The following is a 17,376-nucleotide window of genomic DNA, read 5'->3' on the forward strand; positions in this document are numbered from 1 at the left end:
CTACTGTCGGCAATAGAAGGCAGGGCTGATTATCCGCTGAAGGTGCATAAGCGTCGCAAAGGTCACATTTGCGGCAAGGATCCCTAGAATGGTCGGTATGATTCCCAATGTTCCCATGGCCGAAGCCCTGCACCGTCAGTATGCGCCCTCACAAGCCGCCTATGAACTGATACACACCCACTGCCAGATCATCGCCGCCCTCGCGGTGCGGATGGCCGACCAGGTCAACGAACGCCTGCTGCGCGGTGATGACCCTGACGGGGTTCTGCCCGAGCGGCCGCTGGATCGTGACCTGGTCCGCACAGGTGCCCTGCTGCACGACATCGGCACCTACCGGATCCTCAAGGATGACGGCTCCCAGGGTCGGCCTCTGACCTTCCAGGGTCAGCGGTACATCGAACACGGGCTGGAGGGTTATCGCCTGCTGCTGGACGCTGGGGTGGACGAGTCGGTGGCTCAGTTTGCACGCAACCACACTGGGGTGGGGCTGACCCGCCGCCAGGTGGAGGAGGAGCATCTGAACCTGCCGTCGGACGACTATCTGCCGGTCAACCCCGAGCAGGAGGTGGTCATGTATGCGGACAAGTTCCACAGCAAGCACCAGCCGCCTATCTTCGTCTCCGAGCCCACTGCCGCCAAGCGCACGGCCAAGTATGGTCCCGACAATCTGGCCCGCTGGAGGCAACTAGTAGCCCGGTATGGAGTGCCGGACCTGCAGCCCCTGGCTCAGCACTATGGCATGACCATCGTCTGATCCGGCCGGACCGGCCCCCAGGAACTGCGGAAGCGGCCGCCGAATTCACGCAGCATCCACGGGTCTGGTTGATAGGGGTCGACTGGATCGGTCCGGCAGGCTGCGACGGCTTTCAGGAAAGAGGCCATGCCCTGCGATCCATAAGCGTAAGGGGCTGCACACCAGACCGGGTTTCCTTCCAAAATGAGAGGCCGATCCGACCCGCGCAGGAAGGCCAGATCCACGCTGATCGGAGCAGGAGATCGACCCTTGGCTGCCTGAAGGGCACAGCCTTCGGCGATCGTTTGATGCCTGGGATCGAAAACGGCGCCGTCAAAGACCGTGGTAATGACTCTGGAGTCCTCGCCTTCATGCAGGCAGTAACCGCTGGAGGCTGCAATCCGGCCCCTGTCGATGATGACCCGCCACTCCTCATGGATACTGGGCAAATGGGCCTGGATGCGAATCAGCGATCGTGCAGGGGCCGTCCGCAGATCGCTCTGCAGATCTTCAAGGGTTCGTCGGGCTGCAGGCAGGCCCGATACCCGGCCGGCGGCCAGCTGCGACCAGGGGCGCTTCCCCAGGCCCGATGGCAGTCGGCGCCAGGTCAGGATGATTCCAGCCGTCACAGTCAGAATCCTGCGTCCGGTCAGGGATCGGTCCAGCCCATCCAGCCACATGGTCGGTGGGGCTGACAGGACCCATGAGGGACGGCCTTGGGATGCCAGCCAGGCGTTCTGGGCGATTAGCAGCCCTGGCGTGATCCATACGGCTTCCTTGACGCCGACCTCCCGAACGGGTCCGAATCCATGGTGATGATGCAGAATGACCCGCTGTTGCGGGTTTGGGCCCTTGCTGCACGAATCGATTTGTTCGGCCATGACCCTGGGTATCCACTCCTCATGGGTGATGACTGAGCAAGCCAGTGCAGTGCTGTCCATCCTCGGCCCGGAGGGTTGGAGTTCAATCGACGATGAATCGGTCGTCGTAGGTGCCCTCGTCTACGGTGTCCGAACCGCCTGAGGTCAGGATGATCACAGTGCAGTCATGACGGCGGGAGACCCGCTTCAGCGTGGCCAGCAGGGTGTCCCAGTCGCCCGGTTCCAGCCCCTCGGTGGGTTCGTCGGCGACGAGCACGTCGCACTCGCAGCACAGGGCACGGGCCACGGATGCCAGACGGAAGTCCAAGTGGCTCAGATCAGCGGTCAGCCTGTCCTGCAGATGCTCCGGGAAACCCACCTCATCCAGCAGATGACGGGCCAGATTGTCCTTGGGACCCAGGAAAGTGCGCCCGCTGGCATCCATGGTGTAGACAAGATTCTGCACAGCGGTCAAGTCGCGTCTCAGGGCATCGGTACCAAAGATGGCTCCAATCTGGTGGCCGCGATAGTCGGAGGCCAGCAACTGACGCAGGTCCGTGCCCCGGAAGAGCACACTGCCCTGGGTGGGGGCGCGCAGGCCGGTTATCAGGGCCATCAGAGCGGCCCTTCCGGACGGCGAGGTGGTCTCCACCGAGTAGATGCGGCGACGCTGGAATTCCAGATCGACATCGTCCAGGATCTGTTCGGGGCGACCCTGGACCTTGCGCGTGTAATCCACGTGCTTCAGGGAGAGCACCGGATAGCCGCCAGGAACCAGCACCCGCTGGTCATCGGTTTCCAGCAGCGGGCCCTCCTCCTTACCGTCGTCGGGATCTTCGGCATTGTCCTGCTCGATGACCACCTTGAAAGCGGCCATCGACACGTCCTCTTCAGAGGAAGCATCCTCCTCGGACTTCTTGTTCGTCTGAGTAGCTGCTTCTTCGCCGGATCTGTGCAGGAGTTCGGCGCTGGCATTCTCGCCGGTTTTTTGCTCAGCGTCGGCCGTTGCTTGAACCGCTTGTTTCTGATCAGTTTCTGCCTGGTCGGCGGCCTTGGCCTCAGCCTTTTCCTGGGACTCTTCGTCTGACCGCTGGTCCGATGTCTTTTCGCTCATGCCTCGTCCTCCAGGTCGTTGGTGTATAGCTGGGCGGTTCTGAAGGCCGCCACCCTGGCGGCTGCTGCCAGTGCGAGGACCAGGCAGACGGCCAGGCCAATCAGGATGAGCTTCCAGATCAGACCAGCACCAGGCATGCTGGCCAGGCTCCCCAGCCGGAAGAGCGACCGGCCCAGCGGCCGACTGATTGCGGCGCCCAAAGCCAGGCCCAGGGCCAGTCCGGGCAGGGTGAGCAAGAGGGTCTCCAAGGCGAACTGCCAGCCCAGCCGGGCCTTGTGAACCCCGATGGTGATGGCCATGCCGATTTCGTTGACTCGACCGCGCAGCATGAGGATTAGGCAGCCCAGCAGAATCAGCCCGCCCAGCAGGCAGGCCAGGATGATGGCGGTTCTCGCTTGGTCGGCGGCCTGGTGGACCGGCTCCATCCGCCGCTGGTAGGCCTTCAGGCTGGGGGAGTCGATGTCGTACTGCGAGGTCTTGAGCCCGTCCTTGCGCAGCTCCTTGATAAACTTCTGGTAGGTGCTCGGCGAATCCAGAACGAAGGCAACGAGCAGTTCGTGACCAGGGTCACCGGGCTTGCTGGCCGAATCCAGCCCCAGCATGGCAAAGGTGGGATAGGCCGTGTAGATGGCTCGGTTGGCTGCCTGGTCGGCGGCTTTGCGGTAGTGATAGATGCCCGAGACGGTCAGCTTGACCTGCTGACCCTGCTGGCGGGGATCCTTGATGGTCAGGGTGTCGCCCATCTTGAGCTTGTTGGCCTGTGCCATCTGCTTGGAGATCAGCACAGTCTGGGTGCCTGAGGCATTCTGTGAGGCGTAGTCCAGCCCCTTGCCCTGGTCCAGCACAAAGGGGCCGTGAGGAAGGGTGGGCTCGGCTGCCTTGTCAGAGACACCCACCAGGGAGTAGGCGCCTGACTGAGGCAGCCCCTCCGGGCTGATATTCGCGGTCTCATGGAAGTAAGCCTTGTACTGCAAGCCATCCATCTGCAGGCGCTGGGCATACTTGGAATACTCGTTCCAGCCCAGGGGGGAGGCCTTGGTTCCCTTGCGCGGGCTGATGACGGCGTCCACCTGTTGGGATTCGTAGCCTATAGTACGTGCCCTGGTGTCAGCTTGAAGTACGGTGGCCGCCGTCGTGGCCAGAGCCGTCACGACCAGGCAGGCCAGAACCACGACCAGGCTCCGCGCCGCATGCCGCCTGATGGTGAACCAGGCGTTCTTGAGAACGAACATGACACCCTTCCTGATAGCGTTCCAGGGGTGACCGGGCGGCCCACAATGGCGGGCCTTAAGTCCGGTCGCCGTCCTCCAGTCTAGCCAAGGACGCTCCCAAGCTAGCGGTGCGAACTTGGAGCTTGCTGAATGTCCTGCTAGGCCTCTGGTCGCTCGGCATGGGAGAAGTTGCGCACCTTCAGGGAGACGGCCAGAGCAGCCAGAATCAGCACCAGGGTAAAGATCAATCCGCAGTGGGTGCCCCTGGTGAAGGCCTGGGCTTTATCAGCTCCGGCTGCCTGCCCTTCGCCCATGGCCAGCAGGGAGGTGGTGATTGCTGTGGCCACGGCTCCCACAATCTGCTGCATGGTGTTGATGATGGTGCTTCCGTCGCCGGACTGTGGGCCGTTCAGAGAGTTGAGCGCGTAGGTCTGTGCCGGTGACATGGCCAGGGGGCAGCCGATCATCAAAATGATGTGGGCTGCTACCACCAGGGCCACAGGGGTGTGCGGGCTGGTGAACAGGAGGATGATCGTCCCTACCAGTGCGATAAGGAATCCGCAACGGACGGGCATGCGGGCTCCGAAGCCGTCATAGAGCCGGCCGGCGAAGGCTGAGACCAAGGCGTTGATGGCGCCCCCGGGCAGCATGAGGATGCCGGTCATGGCCACGGGCAGGAGCAGCCCCCGCTGCAGGAACTGGGGCAGCAGATACATGGAGGAGAGGATGACTGCGAAGTCCAGCATGACCAGGGTGGCACCGTAGCGGAAGGCCGGAATGGAGAAGATGCGCAGGTTGAGCACCGGGTGTTCCAGGCCCAGCTGGCGACGAATATAGAGGACCAGGGCTACTAGGGCCACAACCAGAATGATCAGGGTGACGGGGGAAAGCCATCCGTACCGGCTGGCCAGGCTGACTCCTCCCACCAGTCCGCCGAAGCCGACAATTGACTCCAGAATAGAGACCAGGTCGGGTCGCTGGTGAGTGATGGTCCCTACATTCTTTAGGAAGCAGACAGCGAAGATAAGGGCCACAACCAGGAATGGGGTGAAGAACCAGAAGATCCAGTGCCAGGTCAGCTTGCCCAGGATGATTCCGGTCAGGGTCGGGCCGATGGCGGGAGCGAACATGATGACCAGGGCGCACATGCCCATGACCGTGCCCAGACGGGCAGGTGGGAAGATCAGCATGGCCACGGTGAACATGAGCGGCAGGATCAGGCCGGTGCCGATACCCTGGATCAGCCGTCCCGTCAGAAGGACGGGGAAGGTGGGGGCCATGGCCGAGACCACCGAGCCGGCCAGGAAGGCGACCAGGCCGAAGATCACGGTCTGCCTGGTGGTGAACCACTTGGAGATCAGACTGGAAAAGGGCAGGACGATGCCGATGACCAGCATGTATCCCGTGACCAGCCACTGGACGGTGGCGGCAGGGATTTGGAAGCTCTCCATCAGGTTGGGCAGGGCGATATTGAGCGAGGTTTCACTCAGCATGCCCACGAAGGCCCCGATCATCAGCGCGGCGATGGCCAGCCAGGGGTGGGGGACGGCCGGGCGTGACCGGTGAACAGAGGCAGAGGTGGACGTGTTTTGCACGATAATGATCTCCTTCTTCAGACAAACAGGACGCCATCTTAGGGAGGCTGCCATTTTTTCGTAAGTCGGCATGTCTACTCGCTTCGCCGAAGGCGTGCCGCATCGGGACGGAAAAGGTTATGCTCGGGAATGGTCGTCAGAAGCCATAAGGAGGGTGCGTGTGGATTGGCATGCAGCGGTCTACGGGTCAAGAGCCGCTGGCTCAGGAGGCCATGGCTTCTATGATCCAGGCGATGAAGAGGGACGGACCTTCGGCGACCCGGACACCATCTCCGACGCCGCTCTGCGTCGATTGGGCGGCAAGGCCTACTTCCGTGCCCATCAACTGCTGGATGACCGCCGCTTTACTGACCTGCGCCTGCGGCACCTGGGGGCTTTGACCGTTCTCAAGGGGCGTGTGCCCGCCACTTATCAACCGGATGGCGACTGCATGGTTCAGGCTCGGCTGGACGAGCAGGCCCATCGGGTCATCGACTCCTCCTGCACCTGCCGGGCCTTTGGACGCCAAGGTCCTGCATGCAAGCATGTAGTCGCCCTGATCATGGCCTACAACGAGTCCAGCCAGGTCTTTGCAGGTTCGGACGACTGGGCCGGCGACCAGGGTCGATCCCGGTCCGCCCGGTCGACCTCAGGACCTCTGGCAGCCTACATGCACCGACAGGAGGCTCGGCGACGGCAGGCCTTTCGCGACCGCCAGCTGAGCCTGCTCAAACAGGAGAACGGGCCGGTCGGCGGCCGTCACCTGCCCATCGGTTCGGTCGGGCTGATCCCCGACCTGACCAGCGAGCGCGGAGGCTGGCTGGTCCGTCTGCATATCATCCTGTCCTCCCACGGGGTCGCCTACCTGGTCAAGGATCTGCCGGCCTTGTTGCGTGCCGTGGACCAGGGCGAATTCTTGTCTTATGGGCGGCGGCTGGCCTTCATTCATTCTCGTGACACTTTTGATGACCGGGCCCAGGCTCTGCTGACCATTCTGGAAAGAGCCGGCGCCATCCGCCGCAGCCTGGCCGAACAGCAGGGGGGCATGCGCCGCCGTCTTACACGCGCAGGATTGGCTGGGATCCGGCTCAGCGACGACGAGGTGGCGCAGATTCTCGACCTGTTTGTGGACTCTGGGCTCACCCTGGACTACACGCCTCCCGAGGATTCCTTCCTGCAGACCATGCCTGCCCCAGTGGTCGACGGGGACCCGGACACTGGCATCGCAGTCAGCAAGGAGGCGGACGGTTACCGTATAACCCATGCCTTGGGCGTGGAGCGCTTCATCGTAGGCCAGGCTTTTTCCTTCGTCATCGTGCGTCCCTCGCAGCTCGGCTCCGGACTGGATCCGGGGCCGGTCATCCACCGTTGCAGTGCACGTTTCATGCGTCATCGGGACCTGTTGGAGACCCTCTGCCGCCCTGGCGAGGATCGGGATCTGCACCTGGATGCCGATGATCTGGACCTGTTCGTCCGGACCGTGCTGCCCGACCTGGATCAGGGCGCCCAGGAGGGATCCGGGCTCTCCGCCAGCCTGCCCGAGGAGCTGGATGCCCGACGGCGTCCGTCCTGCAGGATCGAGCTTTACCTGGACCGGGACCGGCAGGGGGTCAGTTGTGATCTCAAGGCCCGGTATGGGGATCGTCTTCTGTCTGTCGCCGCTGATCCCGGCTCCGAGGATGAAACCGGCAGGGATCGGGAGAACGAGTCTCTGGCCCGGCAGACGGTCCGCCGTTATTTCCCTCTCATGGAGGAGGGGCTGGCACGCATCCCCGAGGAGAACGAGGAAGCCATCCACACCCTGCTGACCAGGGGCCTGCCTGTGCTCAAAGGGCTGGGGCGGGTCTTCTCCACGCCGGCCTTTGACGGGCTCAGTGTCGTCTCTCATCCGCAGATCCGTGTTGGTGTGCGGGTGCGTTCCGGGTTGGTCGAGATCTCGCCCATCGCTGACGAAGTACGGCCCGAGGAGGCCGCCGCCATCCTGGCCGACCACCGTCGTCGGCGGCGCTTCCATCGTCTGCGCAACGGGGCTTTCGTCGAGTTGGCTGATCTGAACACAGAGGCTGTGGACACCCTGGCCGAAGACCTGGGCATCAATCCAGCCGATCTGGCCAAGGGGCCGGTCCGGGTGCCTGAATTCCAGCTCGGCTACCTGGATGCGCTGGTGCCCGAGCAGGACCGCGATTCAAGCTTCCGTGATTACCTGAAGGAACACCAGCCCGATCCCCATGGGTTCAGGGTCCCCGACGGTCTGCGCGGGCGGCTCAGACCCTATCAGGCGGAGGGGCTGCGTTGGCTATGTACGTTGAGCGACCGCGGATTCGGGGGTGTCCTGGCCGACGAGATGGGTCTGGGCAAGACCATACAGATGCTGGCTTACCTGCTCTCCCGTCAGGATCAGGCCAAGGATCGGGGACCCTCGCTGATCGTATGCCCGGCCTCATTGGTCTACAACTGGGAGGCCGAGTGCCGCCGCTTCACTCCTGGTCTGCGGGTGGGGGTCCTGGCTGGGGGGCGCAGCCAGCGTCAGGCTTTGCTGGATCAGGCGAGGTCCTACGACCTGTTGATCACCTCGTACGATCTGCTCAGGCGGGACTTGGACCGGTACCGCGGTCTGCCCTGGTATGCCCTGGTCTTGGATGAGGCCCAGTACATCAAGAACCATGCCACCAAGGCCGCCCGGGCTGTACGCGCTCTGGACAGCCTGCACCGGTTCGCCCTGACTGGCACGCCCATCGAGAACCGGCTGTCCGAGCTTTGGAGCATCTTCGACTTCCTGATGCCTGGGATGCTGGGCCCTTACTCCCGTTTCCGGGACCGCTTCGAGATGCCCATACTCAGCGGCGACCAGGATGCCCAGTCCCGGCTCCAGGCCCTGGTGGGACCCTTTATTTTACGCCGACTCAAGTCACAGGTGCTGACTGATCTGCCCGAAAAGATCGAAAACGTGATCAGCGTGCCCTTGCAGGGTCGTCAGCGCAAGCTCTATGCCGCCCTGGAGCAGGAGCTGAGGGCTGCCCTCAACAAGGAAAAGGATCAGGAGTACGAGGTTGGCAAAATTCAGGTCTTGGCTCAGCTGACTAGGCTGCGGGAGGTGTGCTGTGATCCGCGTCTGGTCTACCAGGGTCAAGGCCGGGACCGGCGCGGCGATTCGGCCAAGCTGGATGCTATCGAGGATCTGGTGGTCTCTTGCCAGGATGCCGGACGTAAGATGCTGATCTTCTCCCAGTTCACCTCCTACCTTGACCTGATAGCCCAGCGGCTCCATCGGCTGGACGTGTCCTACGATCTGATCACCGGCGCCACATCAAAGAAGCGTCGGCTGGAGCTGGTGGAACAGTTCAATAGGGATGCTACGCCGGTTTTCCTGATCTCCCTGAAAGCCGGCAACACCGGGCTCAACCTGACCGGAGCCTGTGTGGTGGTCCATGCGGACCCCTGGTGGAACGCCGCCGCCCAGGAGCAGGCCAACGACCGCGCCCACCGGATCGGCCAGACCCAGGATGTCAACGTCTACCAGATCGTAGCCAAAGACACCATCGAGGAACGCATCCTCAATCTGCAGCACAGCAAGAGCGACCTGGCCTCGCGTTTTGTCGATTCGGCCGCCTCCACTGGCGCCGCCGGTGTGGCCAGGCTGAACAGAAAGGACCTCCTGGCCCTGCTGGGTTGATCGCGTCTGGATATGAATCTGCTTGAATCTGCTAGTCAGTGGTCTTGAATGTAGCGGCATCGTCGATGGCGAGGCCTTTGGGCCACGGTTCCGGTTATTCTTGATGCGGTAGTCGAATCGAAAGACTACGTGCATGAGCAGGTTGACGGTTGCTTCTTCGGCGGTTTCCAGGTTTGGCAGCAGTCGATTATTCGGGTTATGGGAGCCTGGCCGTCTTCAGCTCCTTTGATGACAGGAAGCTGGGGGAAGAGCGTGATCAGCGGTGTGCAGATGTTCTGCTCAGAGTTCATGGGCACAGCCCTTATGATGGCCATCGCGGTCATGGTCGCCGCCAGCAGGTCGCTCCCCAAGACAGGGGCCTATCGAGCCGACTGGATCAACGCGTCGCTGGGCTGGGGCCTCGCTGTCTATGTGGGCGTATATGTGGGGTGGAGAACAGGCGGCCATCTCAATCCGGCCGTGACCCTGGCCAGGGTGGTCGGCCACTGGATTGATCCACAAGCGACCTTGAACGGCCTGGCCATGGGCAAGGGCGGCATTCCCGTAACCGTGGCCAATGTGGCCATCTTCATCTCCGCCCAGTTCCTGGGGGCTTTCTTTGGCACCTGCCTGGGCTACCTGGGTACTCGCAAGCATTTCGAACTTCCGACCGATACAGATACCAAACTCATGGTTTTCTGCACCAAGCCTGCTATACGTTCAAATTTCTGGAATCTGACATCGGAGGCCATCGGCACGGCCATCCTCGTTACCTGGGTTTTCCTGAATGGGGGGACGCCTACCCAGGTCGGGCCCTTGGGCGTGGCTCTGGTCATCACGGTTCTGGTCATGGCCCTGGGCGGGGTTTCGGGCGCGGCCATGAATCCTGCACGTGACTTTTCCGCCCGATTGGCTTACTGTCTTCTGCCCATGTCCGGCGAGAAGGATGCGGATTGGAGCTACGCCTGGATACCCTTTGTCGGTCCGATCATCGGAGCCTGCATAGGTGTGCTGGCGCCTGTCTGGATGGGGCTTCTGCCTTGATCGTCGGCATGGAAAAGCCCTCGGTTCTGTCAGGAGGACAGGACCGAGGGCCGAGTGAGTCGGTCAGCTCAAGGTCAGTAGCTGGTTGAGGTGGGTTCCTGGAAGCGGACCGTCAGCCCGCGGCCATGGTGGAGGAACATCTCGGCACCATGGCGGTCGACGTCGCGGTGAGTGAAGAGCATGCGGATGGCGAAGGCCGTCTGGACATCATCAGGCAGGTCCAGGAAAGCCTTATGGGCATCCCATCCATCGGCGGCGACAGCCTTGTTGGGTACATAGGCATATCCGTAGCCGTCCTCGTCCACGTAGCCCAGGAATGGCAGATCCCATGCCTGGTGATAGCTCAGCTGATCCTTGTAATCCTCGACCTTCTTGAGGGCCTCGTCGCTGATGCCGTACTTGCGGGCGACATCGTTGGCCTTGGCGGTCTTCGCGGCGGCATCTTTTTCGAACATGGAAGTATCAACAACAATGACTGTATCGTCTGCCATGACTGACCTTTCTGTCTGACGGCCTGCACGTGTGACAATCGACATCATGACCATGCAGGGCCATGACCGTTCAGGTGACCATCCATCGTCGACGGTCACCTCTGGATGCAAGATTCCTTCCACTTGCAAGAATACCAAATTTCGCCTGCAGATAGGTGCAGGGAACCGTGAGGTTCGCCATGGGTGCCTGTCACTAACGAAGAATAGGTCCAGCTGTGCTCGTATGCGGGGAACTATCAGCCCAAGTCAGCATCCTGATCCCTGCGATGCCGAAACAGGCACATCAGTGCCAGGCCGAGGACGGCAGCGCCGACAGTCAGCGCTGCAGGCAAGATTATGTCTGAGCCTGAGGCGGCCAGGGCTTGGGAACCTGCAGATGACTTTGCTTGGTCATCAGAAGATTGGCTATTGCTGGCTTGATCCGGCTTGCTGGGTGCATGATCGGACTCGCCTGGTTTGTTCAGTTCCACCGGCGGATTCGGCTTGTCATGCTCGCCAGAGTTGCCGGGGTCGTTGGGCTTATCTGGCTTATCCGGCGTGGCCGGCTGTGCCTGGTAGCGGTTGGTGAAGATGGCCTTGGTCATCTCCTGACCCTTGTCGTCAGTCCACTTTGCAGTAGCAGTCCGGTGCAACTGACCTGCATTGGTTTTCAGCGTGATGGTCAGTATCGCGTTGCCTTTGTCATAGGTCAGACCAGGTATGTTGCCGATTGCCTGGCTCACACGGTATTGGTAGGTGCCGTCGCTGGGGAAGGCTTCCATCTTGACAGGCACTTGGAGTTCCTTGTGTTCGGCCGTTGCGTCAATCTGCTCAGGCAGGGCCGCAGCCGGCGCTTCATCCATGGGCTCGACATTTAGGGTGAAGGAATCACTGTCGAGCCAGTCTCGGCCTTGAAGCTGTACTTGGATGTCAGCTTCCACTTGATCGGCGCTCATCAGCCCCTTCAGGCCGCAGTTGTTGAAGTCCTGGGACTGGCTAGCGGCGCCCATCTCTGCAGCCTGCTCGAAATCGTCCAGCTCGATGACGGCTGCTTTCAAGATCCCACCTTCCGCAAGATCACGGGCGGAAGAGTTCTCGCTCTGGGTAGCTCTGTCAGCTTGTGGAGTGGTGGTGTTTAGATGGCTCCAGTCAGTGCCATCAGCCGGATCAAACCTGAGATGGAATTGTCCGGCAGGTATATTGGTCAGGTTGTACCTGCCCTGTGCATTGGTTTTCGTGCTCAGATCATCATAGGGGGCTACAACCGATCTGACAGGATTATTCTGGTTGTCAAGCAAGGTCACCCTGACGCCGCTTAGCAAGGGGTCATCGGCGGTGCGGATCCCATCGCCATTGAGGTCGTACCAGACTATGCCGCTGACAGAACGCTGAGCCACTACGGCCTGGGTGGACATTTGATTCTGAGCGTTGCCCCAGCGGTTCCGGTAAAGATTGCCGGGGGAGTTTGTTCCGGGGTTTATGTGGAAGGTGATGTCGCAACGGAATTGTCCAGGTTGTCCATCGACCATGAAAGCCCAGGCGGTCACAACTGGGGGCATGCTCACTTTGCCTGTAGTTTGGTCCAATTCAGCCTTGGACCAGTCTTGGAATGTACTGGGTGTTATGGAAGCGGTGTCGTTCACCTGCCATTGAGCATCTGTCGTGTAGTATATGTGGATGTTTTTCAGATCGACCCCTAGGAGCTTCACGCTCATATCGGTGAGAGTTGGACTACCTTGGAAGTCGGGTTTGCTGGGATTGCCGCTCGCATGAGGGTAGGGCATGATGTCGACGGCATAGTGATACACCTTGCTACTGCCGGCAGTATTGCTCAGCATGTTGGTGAAGCCGATAGGGTCACCGGTCTCGTTGATGGCTTGCTGGGGCGAGGTGGACAGGCTGGTTGCATTATTGCGCACAGCGCGAATGGTCGAGGTGCTGACAGTGCTCATGAAAGAGCTGGGGTTTGACATGTTATGCTTTGATTGGACTTCGGCACGGGTCTTCAGATTCTCGTAGGGGCTGACGACGTCTTTGCCTGGGTCGGTCTGGTCTCCGATGGAGGCTGAGAAATAGATGACGTGGTTGCTGCCATCTACAGGTATGTCGGGCAGTGTCCAGCTTAGCTTGGTCTCACCGGAGTTTTCAGTGGTGCTCACCGAGGGTTCACAGACTGTTCCGCCCTCAATATGTCCCATTTCAGGTGTGCCTTCGGTATAGGTGCCTCCCAGTCTGGCGCTGCCGGGGACGTAGTGAAGTTTGGCCGGCAGCACGTCGGTGACGTAAAGATCGGTTTTGGCAACCTTGTTGGCCTGGGAGGCCGAAGTGCCGGTGTTGATGGTCAGCCGCCAGTCGACATACCGCTGATCACGGTCTATGTCGAAGGATCCTTTTGGGTCGGAATTTGCGCCTCGCTGTGCCACAGTATTGGAGATGGTGCTGGCTTCGCCGGCTACATAGAGGCTGTCGCCGTGTTCGTTGCCGCCGGTGTCGCCGCCTAGGTAACCTTTGGCTTGATCATAGTGAGCCTTTGTATAGCCTCCGGTGGATGTTGCGAAGACAGGAGAGAGGTTTTGGGACAGATTGTATGGATTCTGCTTTTCTGCCCAATCCTCCCAGTCCTGGTCGCTGGAGTTTTCGGGGTCTAAACCGGATAGGTTTGCTAGCTGGCTACGTGTGAAAGCGTGTGAAACTGATGTCAGCTGGGCCACCGAGCCTTCTTTAGCGTCGGCGCGCACGTTGGCAACAAATCCGCCAAAGCCGTACCGAGGGTTCTTGTTCTTGTTGTTGTCGTCGTAAACGAAGCTGCTAGAGGCAGCGGTGCGGGCACCCAGCAGTATGCCTACAATGGTGCCGTGCTTTCTCGCCTCATCTGGGGTTTTGTAGAAGTTCAAATCCTTCATGTCGGCATCGGCTTGCTCCTGGTCGTTGTTCCAGGTTCCACCGTCGCGTTTGGTTGCGTACAAGACCATGGTCAGATTCTGGTAAGAATTGCCGAATGTGTTGTCCTGGCCATTCTGCCAGACGCCGTTGCCCTGCCAAGGCAGTCCCAATTCATTGTGGTAATGATCGTGGTCTTCGGGGACAGGGTCTATAAAGTTAGAAGGATCCTGGCCAGGGTTCGGTTCAGGGGGTTTTTGGTTGGGGCTCGGCAATTCGAGGACGTTTGGATCGATCTTGACCAGGGACATAGCCAGCAGCGGCAGATCGGCCTTGCTGGTTTTGGCGTTGAAGCCAGCCATGATCCGTACTCGGGTTCCTGCCACTGCTGAGTCGGTCCCCTGCTTGTTGTCGGGTGCATCCCACCAACCGCAGTCTACGCCGTTGTCAAAGTAGTTGGGTGCAGACATGCAAGAGTATTGAATGATGTTGCTGATGCCTGGCTTCCAGGTGCCGGAGGCCTGTGTGAAGATGACATTGTGCCACTCGTCATCGGATTGGACGGCCTGGTTCGATACATCCTTGGGGTCAGAAACCGTAGGCAGTTGCTGTCCAGAAATCGAAGTCGCCCTCAGTCGACCGTCATTGACTTGGCTCTGCAGGCTGAGGCCGGACTGGTCATAGTAATTGGCCACGTCCTTGCCTTGGACGGTGGAAGGGTTGAAGACGTATAGGTAGCCGGTGGAGATCTCGGCCACTTCCACCTGTGAGCAGTCGGTCGAGGCTAAGATTGTCGTGCATCTATCTGAGGCATAGGTATGTCCAAATTTGGGGAAAGGGTCGTTTGTCCGGTAGTCATCTACACTGAAATCCAGCACGATACCCTGATCGCTGCGGTGTTCTGCTACCGTGTATTTACCGTTGCCTTGGACGCGGTCTTTCCCGGCCTGGCCACCCGTAGAGCGGGCGTAGTCGTAGTTGTTGAAAGCGGGGCTCCAGCCCTGACTGATGGTGTTGCGTCCGCTGTTGTTGAAGTCGCCGTCAATGGTGCCGATGTCCCAGAAGTAAGGCTGAAGGTCCTCGATCTTGGGAAAGGCCTTTCCACCGCTGGTCTGCCAGAGGTTACTCAAAGAGATGGAGAAGGTTATGGGGCCGGTGGGCACTTCCAGACCTCTGAGGCCCTTGGATCGATCAGGCCAGCGCATGTCAACTGCCCAGTTGAATTTGCTGATGATCCCTTTGCTTTTGCCCAGCTCATGATTGATGTAGTTATGGGCAGCTGGGGTGTCGAAGTCAAAGGTTTGATTACCGGAGCCCTCGTTGGTTCCGCCGGTGATTCTCAGGTTGAGGTTGGGCTTGGCTGACACGGTCACCGGATCTGATGCAGCAGAAGCCGGTTCGGTCCTGGTCGTGGCATCGTGGGCACACCAGGCCTGGACCTCGGGGGCGAAACTGCTGCCATTGGCCATGTTCCGAACCTGGAGGACCAGGGAGACGCTTGAGGTGCCTGGGATGACGTTAGCTGAGTTCGATGTAGCGGTGAGGAGCCTGTAAGCGGTAAGTACCTGAGTGGTTTGACCGTTGACGCTTTTTTGCTCTAGCTTGGGCTCATAGCCGGGCGTATTGTCTATCCATGGCATGGAGTCCTGATCAAAAGTGATCAGTTTCTTAGGTTGATTCAGCGTGAATTGAAAGCCTATCCGAGCCTGTCGGTAAGACGTATCGTTCAGGGAGTTCACAGAGAAGGTAAAGTCATATATCGCTGTATCGAAAGAGCGCACGATGTCATTGTCCGCATCGCGGTCATCACCGGGGGCATTGTCATTGTCAAAAGGTGCGGTGCCGGTGCTGCGGGAGGTCTGTTTTATTGAGGTGACTCTGGCATTGTCGGTATCCAACATGTCATTGAGGGTTGATTTGGCACTCGTTGTGTTGCTTGGTTGTATGGATGCAATCTGGTTGGGAGAGGTGGATCGGGCTGTGTCGGATTTAGTTATGTCTGATTGGGGTGCCGAAGTTTGAATGGTTGCCGTAGCTTGGACTCGATTGCTCTTGTCTGATGTCTTTCTGTTGTCTCCAGCCTGTTGCTTACGCGTTGTTGCCGATAGCGGTGTGGAGGCGGTGGTCTGGGCTTCAGCGGTCTGCCCACTGCCGGCTATAGCAATGGCGGGTATTAGCATGGCCATAGCTATCAGGCCGGCCAGGACTCTTCCGCTCAAATTACCCTTTGCCACGTTTCTCCTTTTGAGCGCCGACGATCGCCTGGGGCATGGGGCCAGGCATCCCCCTGAGGTCATCCGGCCAACTATCCACGATGTTTTTCGAGTCAACCGATAATAGTGATATGGAACAGTATACAAAATCATTGGCTATGATTTCGCTACTGTTGTGCGCCTCCGGAGAAAAGGGCCAACTATGAACAGAGTGGGGGAGGCCCGCATGAGCGAACGGGATCATCATGAGCCACCGGCGGCCGATTTTCAGGGTCACGGAATGCGCGAGCGGTCGGCTGTCTACGGGTTCTTCATCATCATGGGCATCGGCACTTCGGCATGGATTTCTCGACTGCCAACAGTCAAGGCCGGCCTCGGTCTGCAGCCTTCGGGTCTGGCTCTGATGACTATCCTGGGCGGATGTGGCGCTCTGGTTGGCATACTGGTCTCAGGGGTTCTGACCGATCGACTGGGCGTGCGCCGGGCCATGCTGTTGGCAGCCTCTACCTGGTGCCTGGGCATGTTAATCGCGGCCCTGGCCGTCACCCTGCGCTCAGCGCCTGGGGTGGTTTTGGGCCTGCTTTTCAATTCGGCTGGGATCAGCCTTTGGGGAACGGTCAACACCGTCGAGGCCGGCGCAGTGGAGCGATTCTCCTCTCGGTCCATAATGCCGCGCTTCCATGCCTCATATAGCCTGGGCATGTTTCTTGCCTTGGGACTAGGCTCGTTCCTGTCTCATCTGGGCGTGGCCATCGGCACTCACCTGGCGGTCAATGCGCTGATTAGCCTGGCTTTGGTAGTCTCCTGCGTCCTGCTCTGCCCGGCTCAGCCTCTAGGGGATTATAAGGGCAGCGCTGACGAAGGATGCTCGGATCAGCAGGCGGGTTCAGGGCAATCATCCGCTTTCGGCAAGCAGCTGGCGGCCTGGGGCGATGCCCTGGTTCTCATGCTCGCTCTGATCAACGTAGCCCTGGAGGCCAGCGAGGGCGCCATCAACGACTGGAGCGGGATCGGCCTGGTCGATGCCTTTGGCGTCCCCGAGTCTCAAGCCGGTCTCGCTCCCACGATCTTCGCTGCAGCCATGATCATCTCAAGGTTGCTCGGTACGCATCTGATCGAGCGACTGGGGAACATGCGTTCGCTGGCCCTGACCCTGCTGGTCTCGGCTCTGGGCATCCTGGTCTACGCTCTTTCGCCCTCTTTCGTGCTCAGCCTTGTGGGCACTGGAATCTGGGGTGTCGGAGCTGCTCTGGGCGTACCTATTGTCACTACCTTGGCAACCAGGGATCCAGCCGTGGCACCCCAGCGTGCCTCGGTCATCTCCACTGCTTACTACGGGGTCTCATGGATCATTCCTCCGGCTATTGGATTTCTGGCAGACCATACTGGTGTCAGGCCGGCGCTGCTGCCTTTGGCGCTCTTGCTGGCGGTGGTTACCCTCTTGGTGCCTTCGGTGGCCAGGCTCACTCGGCAATGATGCTCTTCGGTTGGCAAAGCTCCGCCGACCGGCTGTCGGACGAAGTACAGTCTCTGGGCAGACAATCGGATTCAAACGGCTGTTCCCAAATATTGCCGTAAACATCAGTGAATTGTATGGCTGCAGCATTCAGTTGGCGCCGGCCCTG

At 60.0% G+C, this 17,376-nt stretch carries 10 protein-coding genes; 4 read left to right on the forward strand and 6 right to left on the reverse strand.

Annotation, left to right across the window (positions count from 1 at the left end):
- Positions 1 to 88: 88 nt before the first annotated feature.
- Positions 89 to 754 carry an HD domain-containing protein gene (locus tag J3T95_RS07350; RefSeq protein WP_267450963.1) on the forward strand — a complete coding sequence of 222 codons (666 nt, stop codon included), beginning with the start codon at positions 89 to 91 and terminating at the stop codon, positions 752 to 754.
- Here J3T95_RS07350 and J3T95_RS07355 read toward each other — a convergent pair.
- The 4 genes from J3T95_RS07355 to J3T95_RS07370 all read right to left on the reverse strand — a co-directional run bounded on the left by J3T95_RS07355 (position 733) and on the right by J3T95_RS07370 (position 5,513).
- Positions 733 to 1,674 carry a hypothetical protein gene (locus tag J3T95_RS07355; RefSeq protein WP_267450964.1) on the reverse strand — a complete coding sequence of 314 codons (942 nt, stop codon included), beginning with the start codon at positions 1,672 to 1,674 and terminating at the stop codon, positions 733 to 735. The two genes, J3T95_RS07350 and J3T95_RS07355, sit on opposite strands and share 22 nt — an antisense overlap.
- Positions 1,675 to 1,696: 22 nt before the next feature.
- The gene (locus J3T95_RS07360; protein ID WP_267450965.1) at positions 1,697 to 2,707 is read right to left on the reverse strand and encodes an ATP-binding cassette domain-containing protein; all 1,011 of its coding nucleotides are present in this window, start codon (positions 2,705 to 2,707) and stop codon (positions 1,697 to 1,699) included.
- A complete protein-coding gene (locus J3T95_RS07365; RefSeq protein ID WP_267450966.1) occupies positions 2,704 to 3,939 on the reverse strand; it encodes an FtsX-like permease family protein in 1,236 nt (411 codons plus the stop codon). The genes J3T95_RS07360 and J3T95_RS07365 overlap by 4 nt, the downstream gene beginning before the upstream one ends.
- A gap of 137 nt (positions 3,940 to 4,076) precedes the next feature.
- Positions 4,077 to 5,513, reverse strand: coding sequence for a DHA2 family efflux MFS transporter permease subunit (locus J3T95_RS07370; RefSeq protein WP_267450967.1), 1,437 nt, complete (start codon positions 5,511 to 5,513; stop codon positions 4,077 to 4,079).
- 160 nt (positions 5,514 to 5,673) lie between these two features.
- On the opposite strand from J3T95_RS07370, the gene J3T95_RS07375 reads away from it, so the two are divergent.
- A complete protein-coding gene (locus tag J3T95_RS07375; RefSeq protein WP_267450968.1) occupies positions 5,674 to 9,165 on the forward strand; it encodes an SNF2-related protein in 3,492 nt (1,163 codons plus the stop codon).
- A 252-nt stretch (positions 9,166 to 9,417) separates the two neighbouring features.
- Complete coding sequence (locus J3T95_RS07380) at positions 9,418 to 10,188, forward strand: MIP/aquaporin family protein (protein WP_267450969.1); 771 nt, start codon at positions 9,418 to 9,420, stop codon at positions 10,186 to 10,188.
- Positions 10,189 to 10,262: 74 nt separating this feature from the next.
- Here the strand turns inward: J3T95_RS07380 and J3T95_RS07385 are convergent, their stop codons facing one another.
- Positions 10,263 to 10,679, reverse strand: a complete 417-nt coding sequence (locus tag J3T95_RS07385) for a glycerophosphodiester phosphodiesterase (protein ID WP_267450970.1) — start codon at positions 10,677 to 10,679, stop codon at positions 10,263 to 10,265.
- Positions 10,680 to 10,915: 236 nt separating this feature from the next.
- On the reverse strand, positions 10,916 to 15,439 hold the full coding sequence (locus tag J3T95_RS07390) for a Spy0128 family protein (RefSeq protein ID WP_267450971.1): 4,524 nt from the start codon (positions 15,437 to 15,439) through the stop codon (positions 10,916 to 10,918).
- A 538-nt stretch (positions 15,440 to 15,977) separates the two neighbouring features.
- Here J3T95_RS07390 and J3T95_RS07395 point away from each other — a divergent pair.
- Positions 15,978 to 17,228, forward strand: coding sequence for an MFS transporter (locus J3T95_RS07395; RefSeq protein WP_267450972.1), 1,251 nt, complete (start codon positions 15,978 to 15,980; stop codon positions 17,226 to 17,228).
- Positions 17,229 to 17,376: the final 148 nt, after the last annotated feature.

It is taken from the genome of Bifidobacterium sp. B4079, assembly GCF_026537385.1.
Classification (GTDB): Bacteria; Actinomycetota; Actinomycetes; order Actinomycetales; family Bifidobacteriaceae; genus Bombiscardovia; species Bombiscardovia asteroides_I.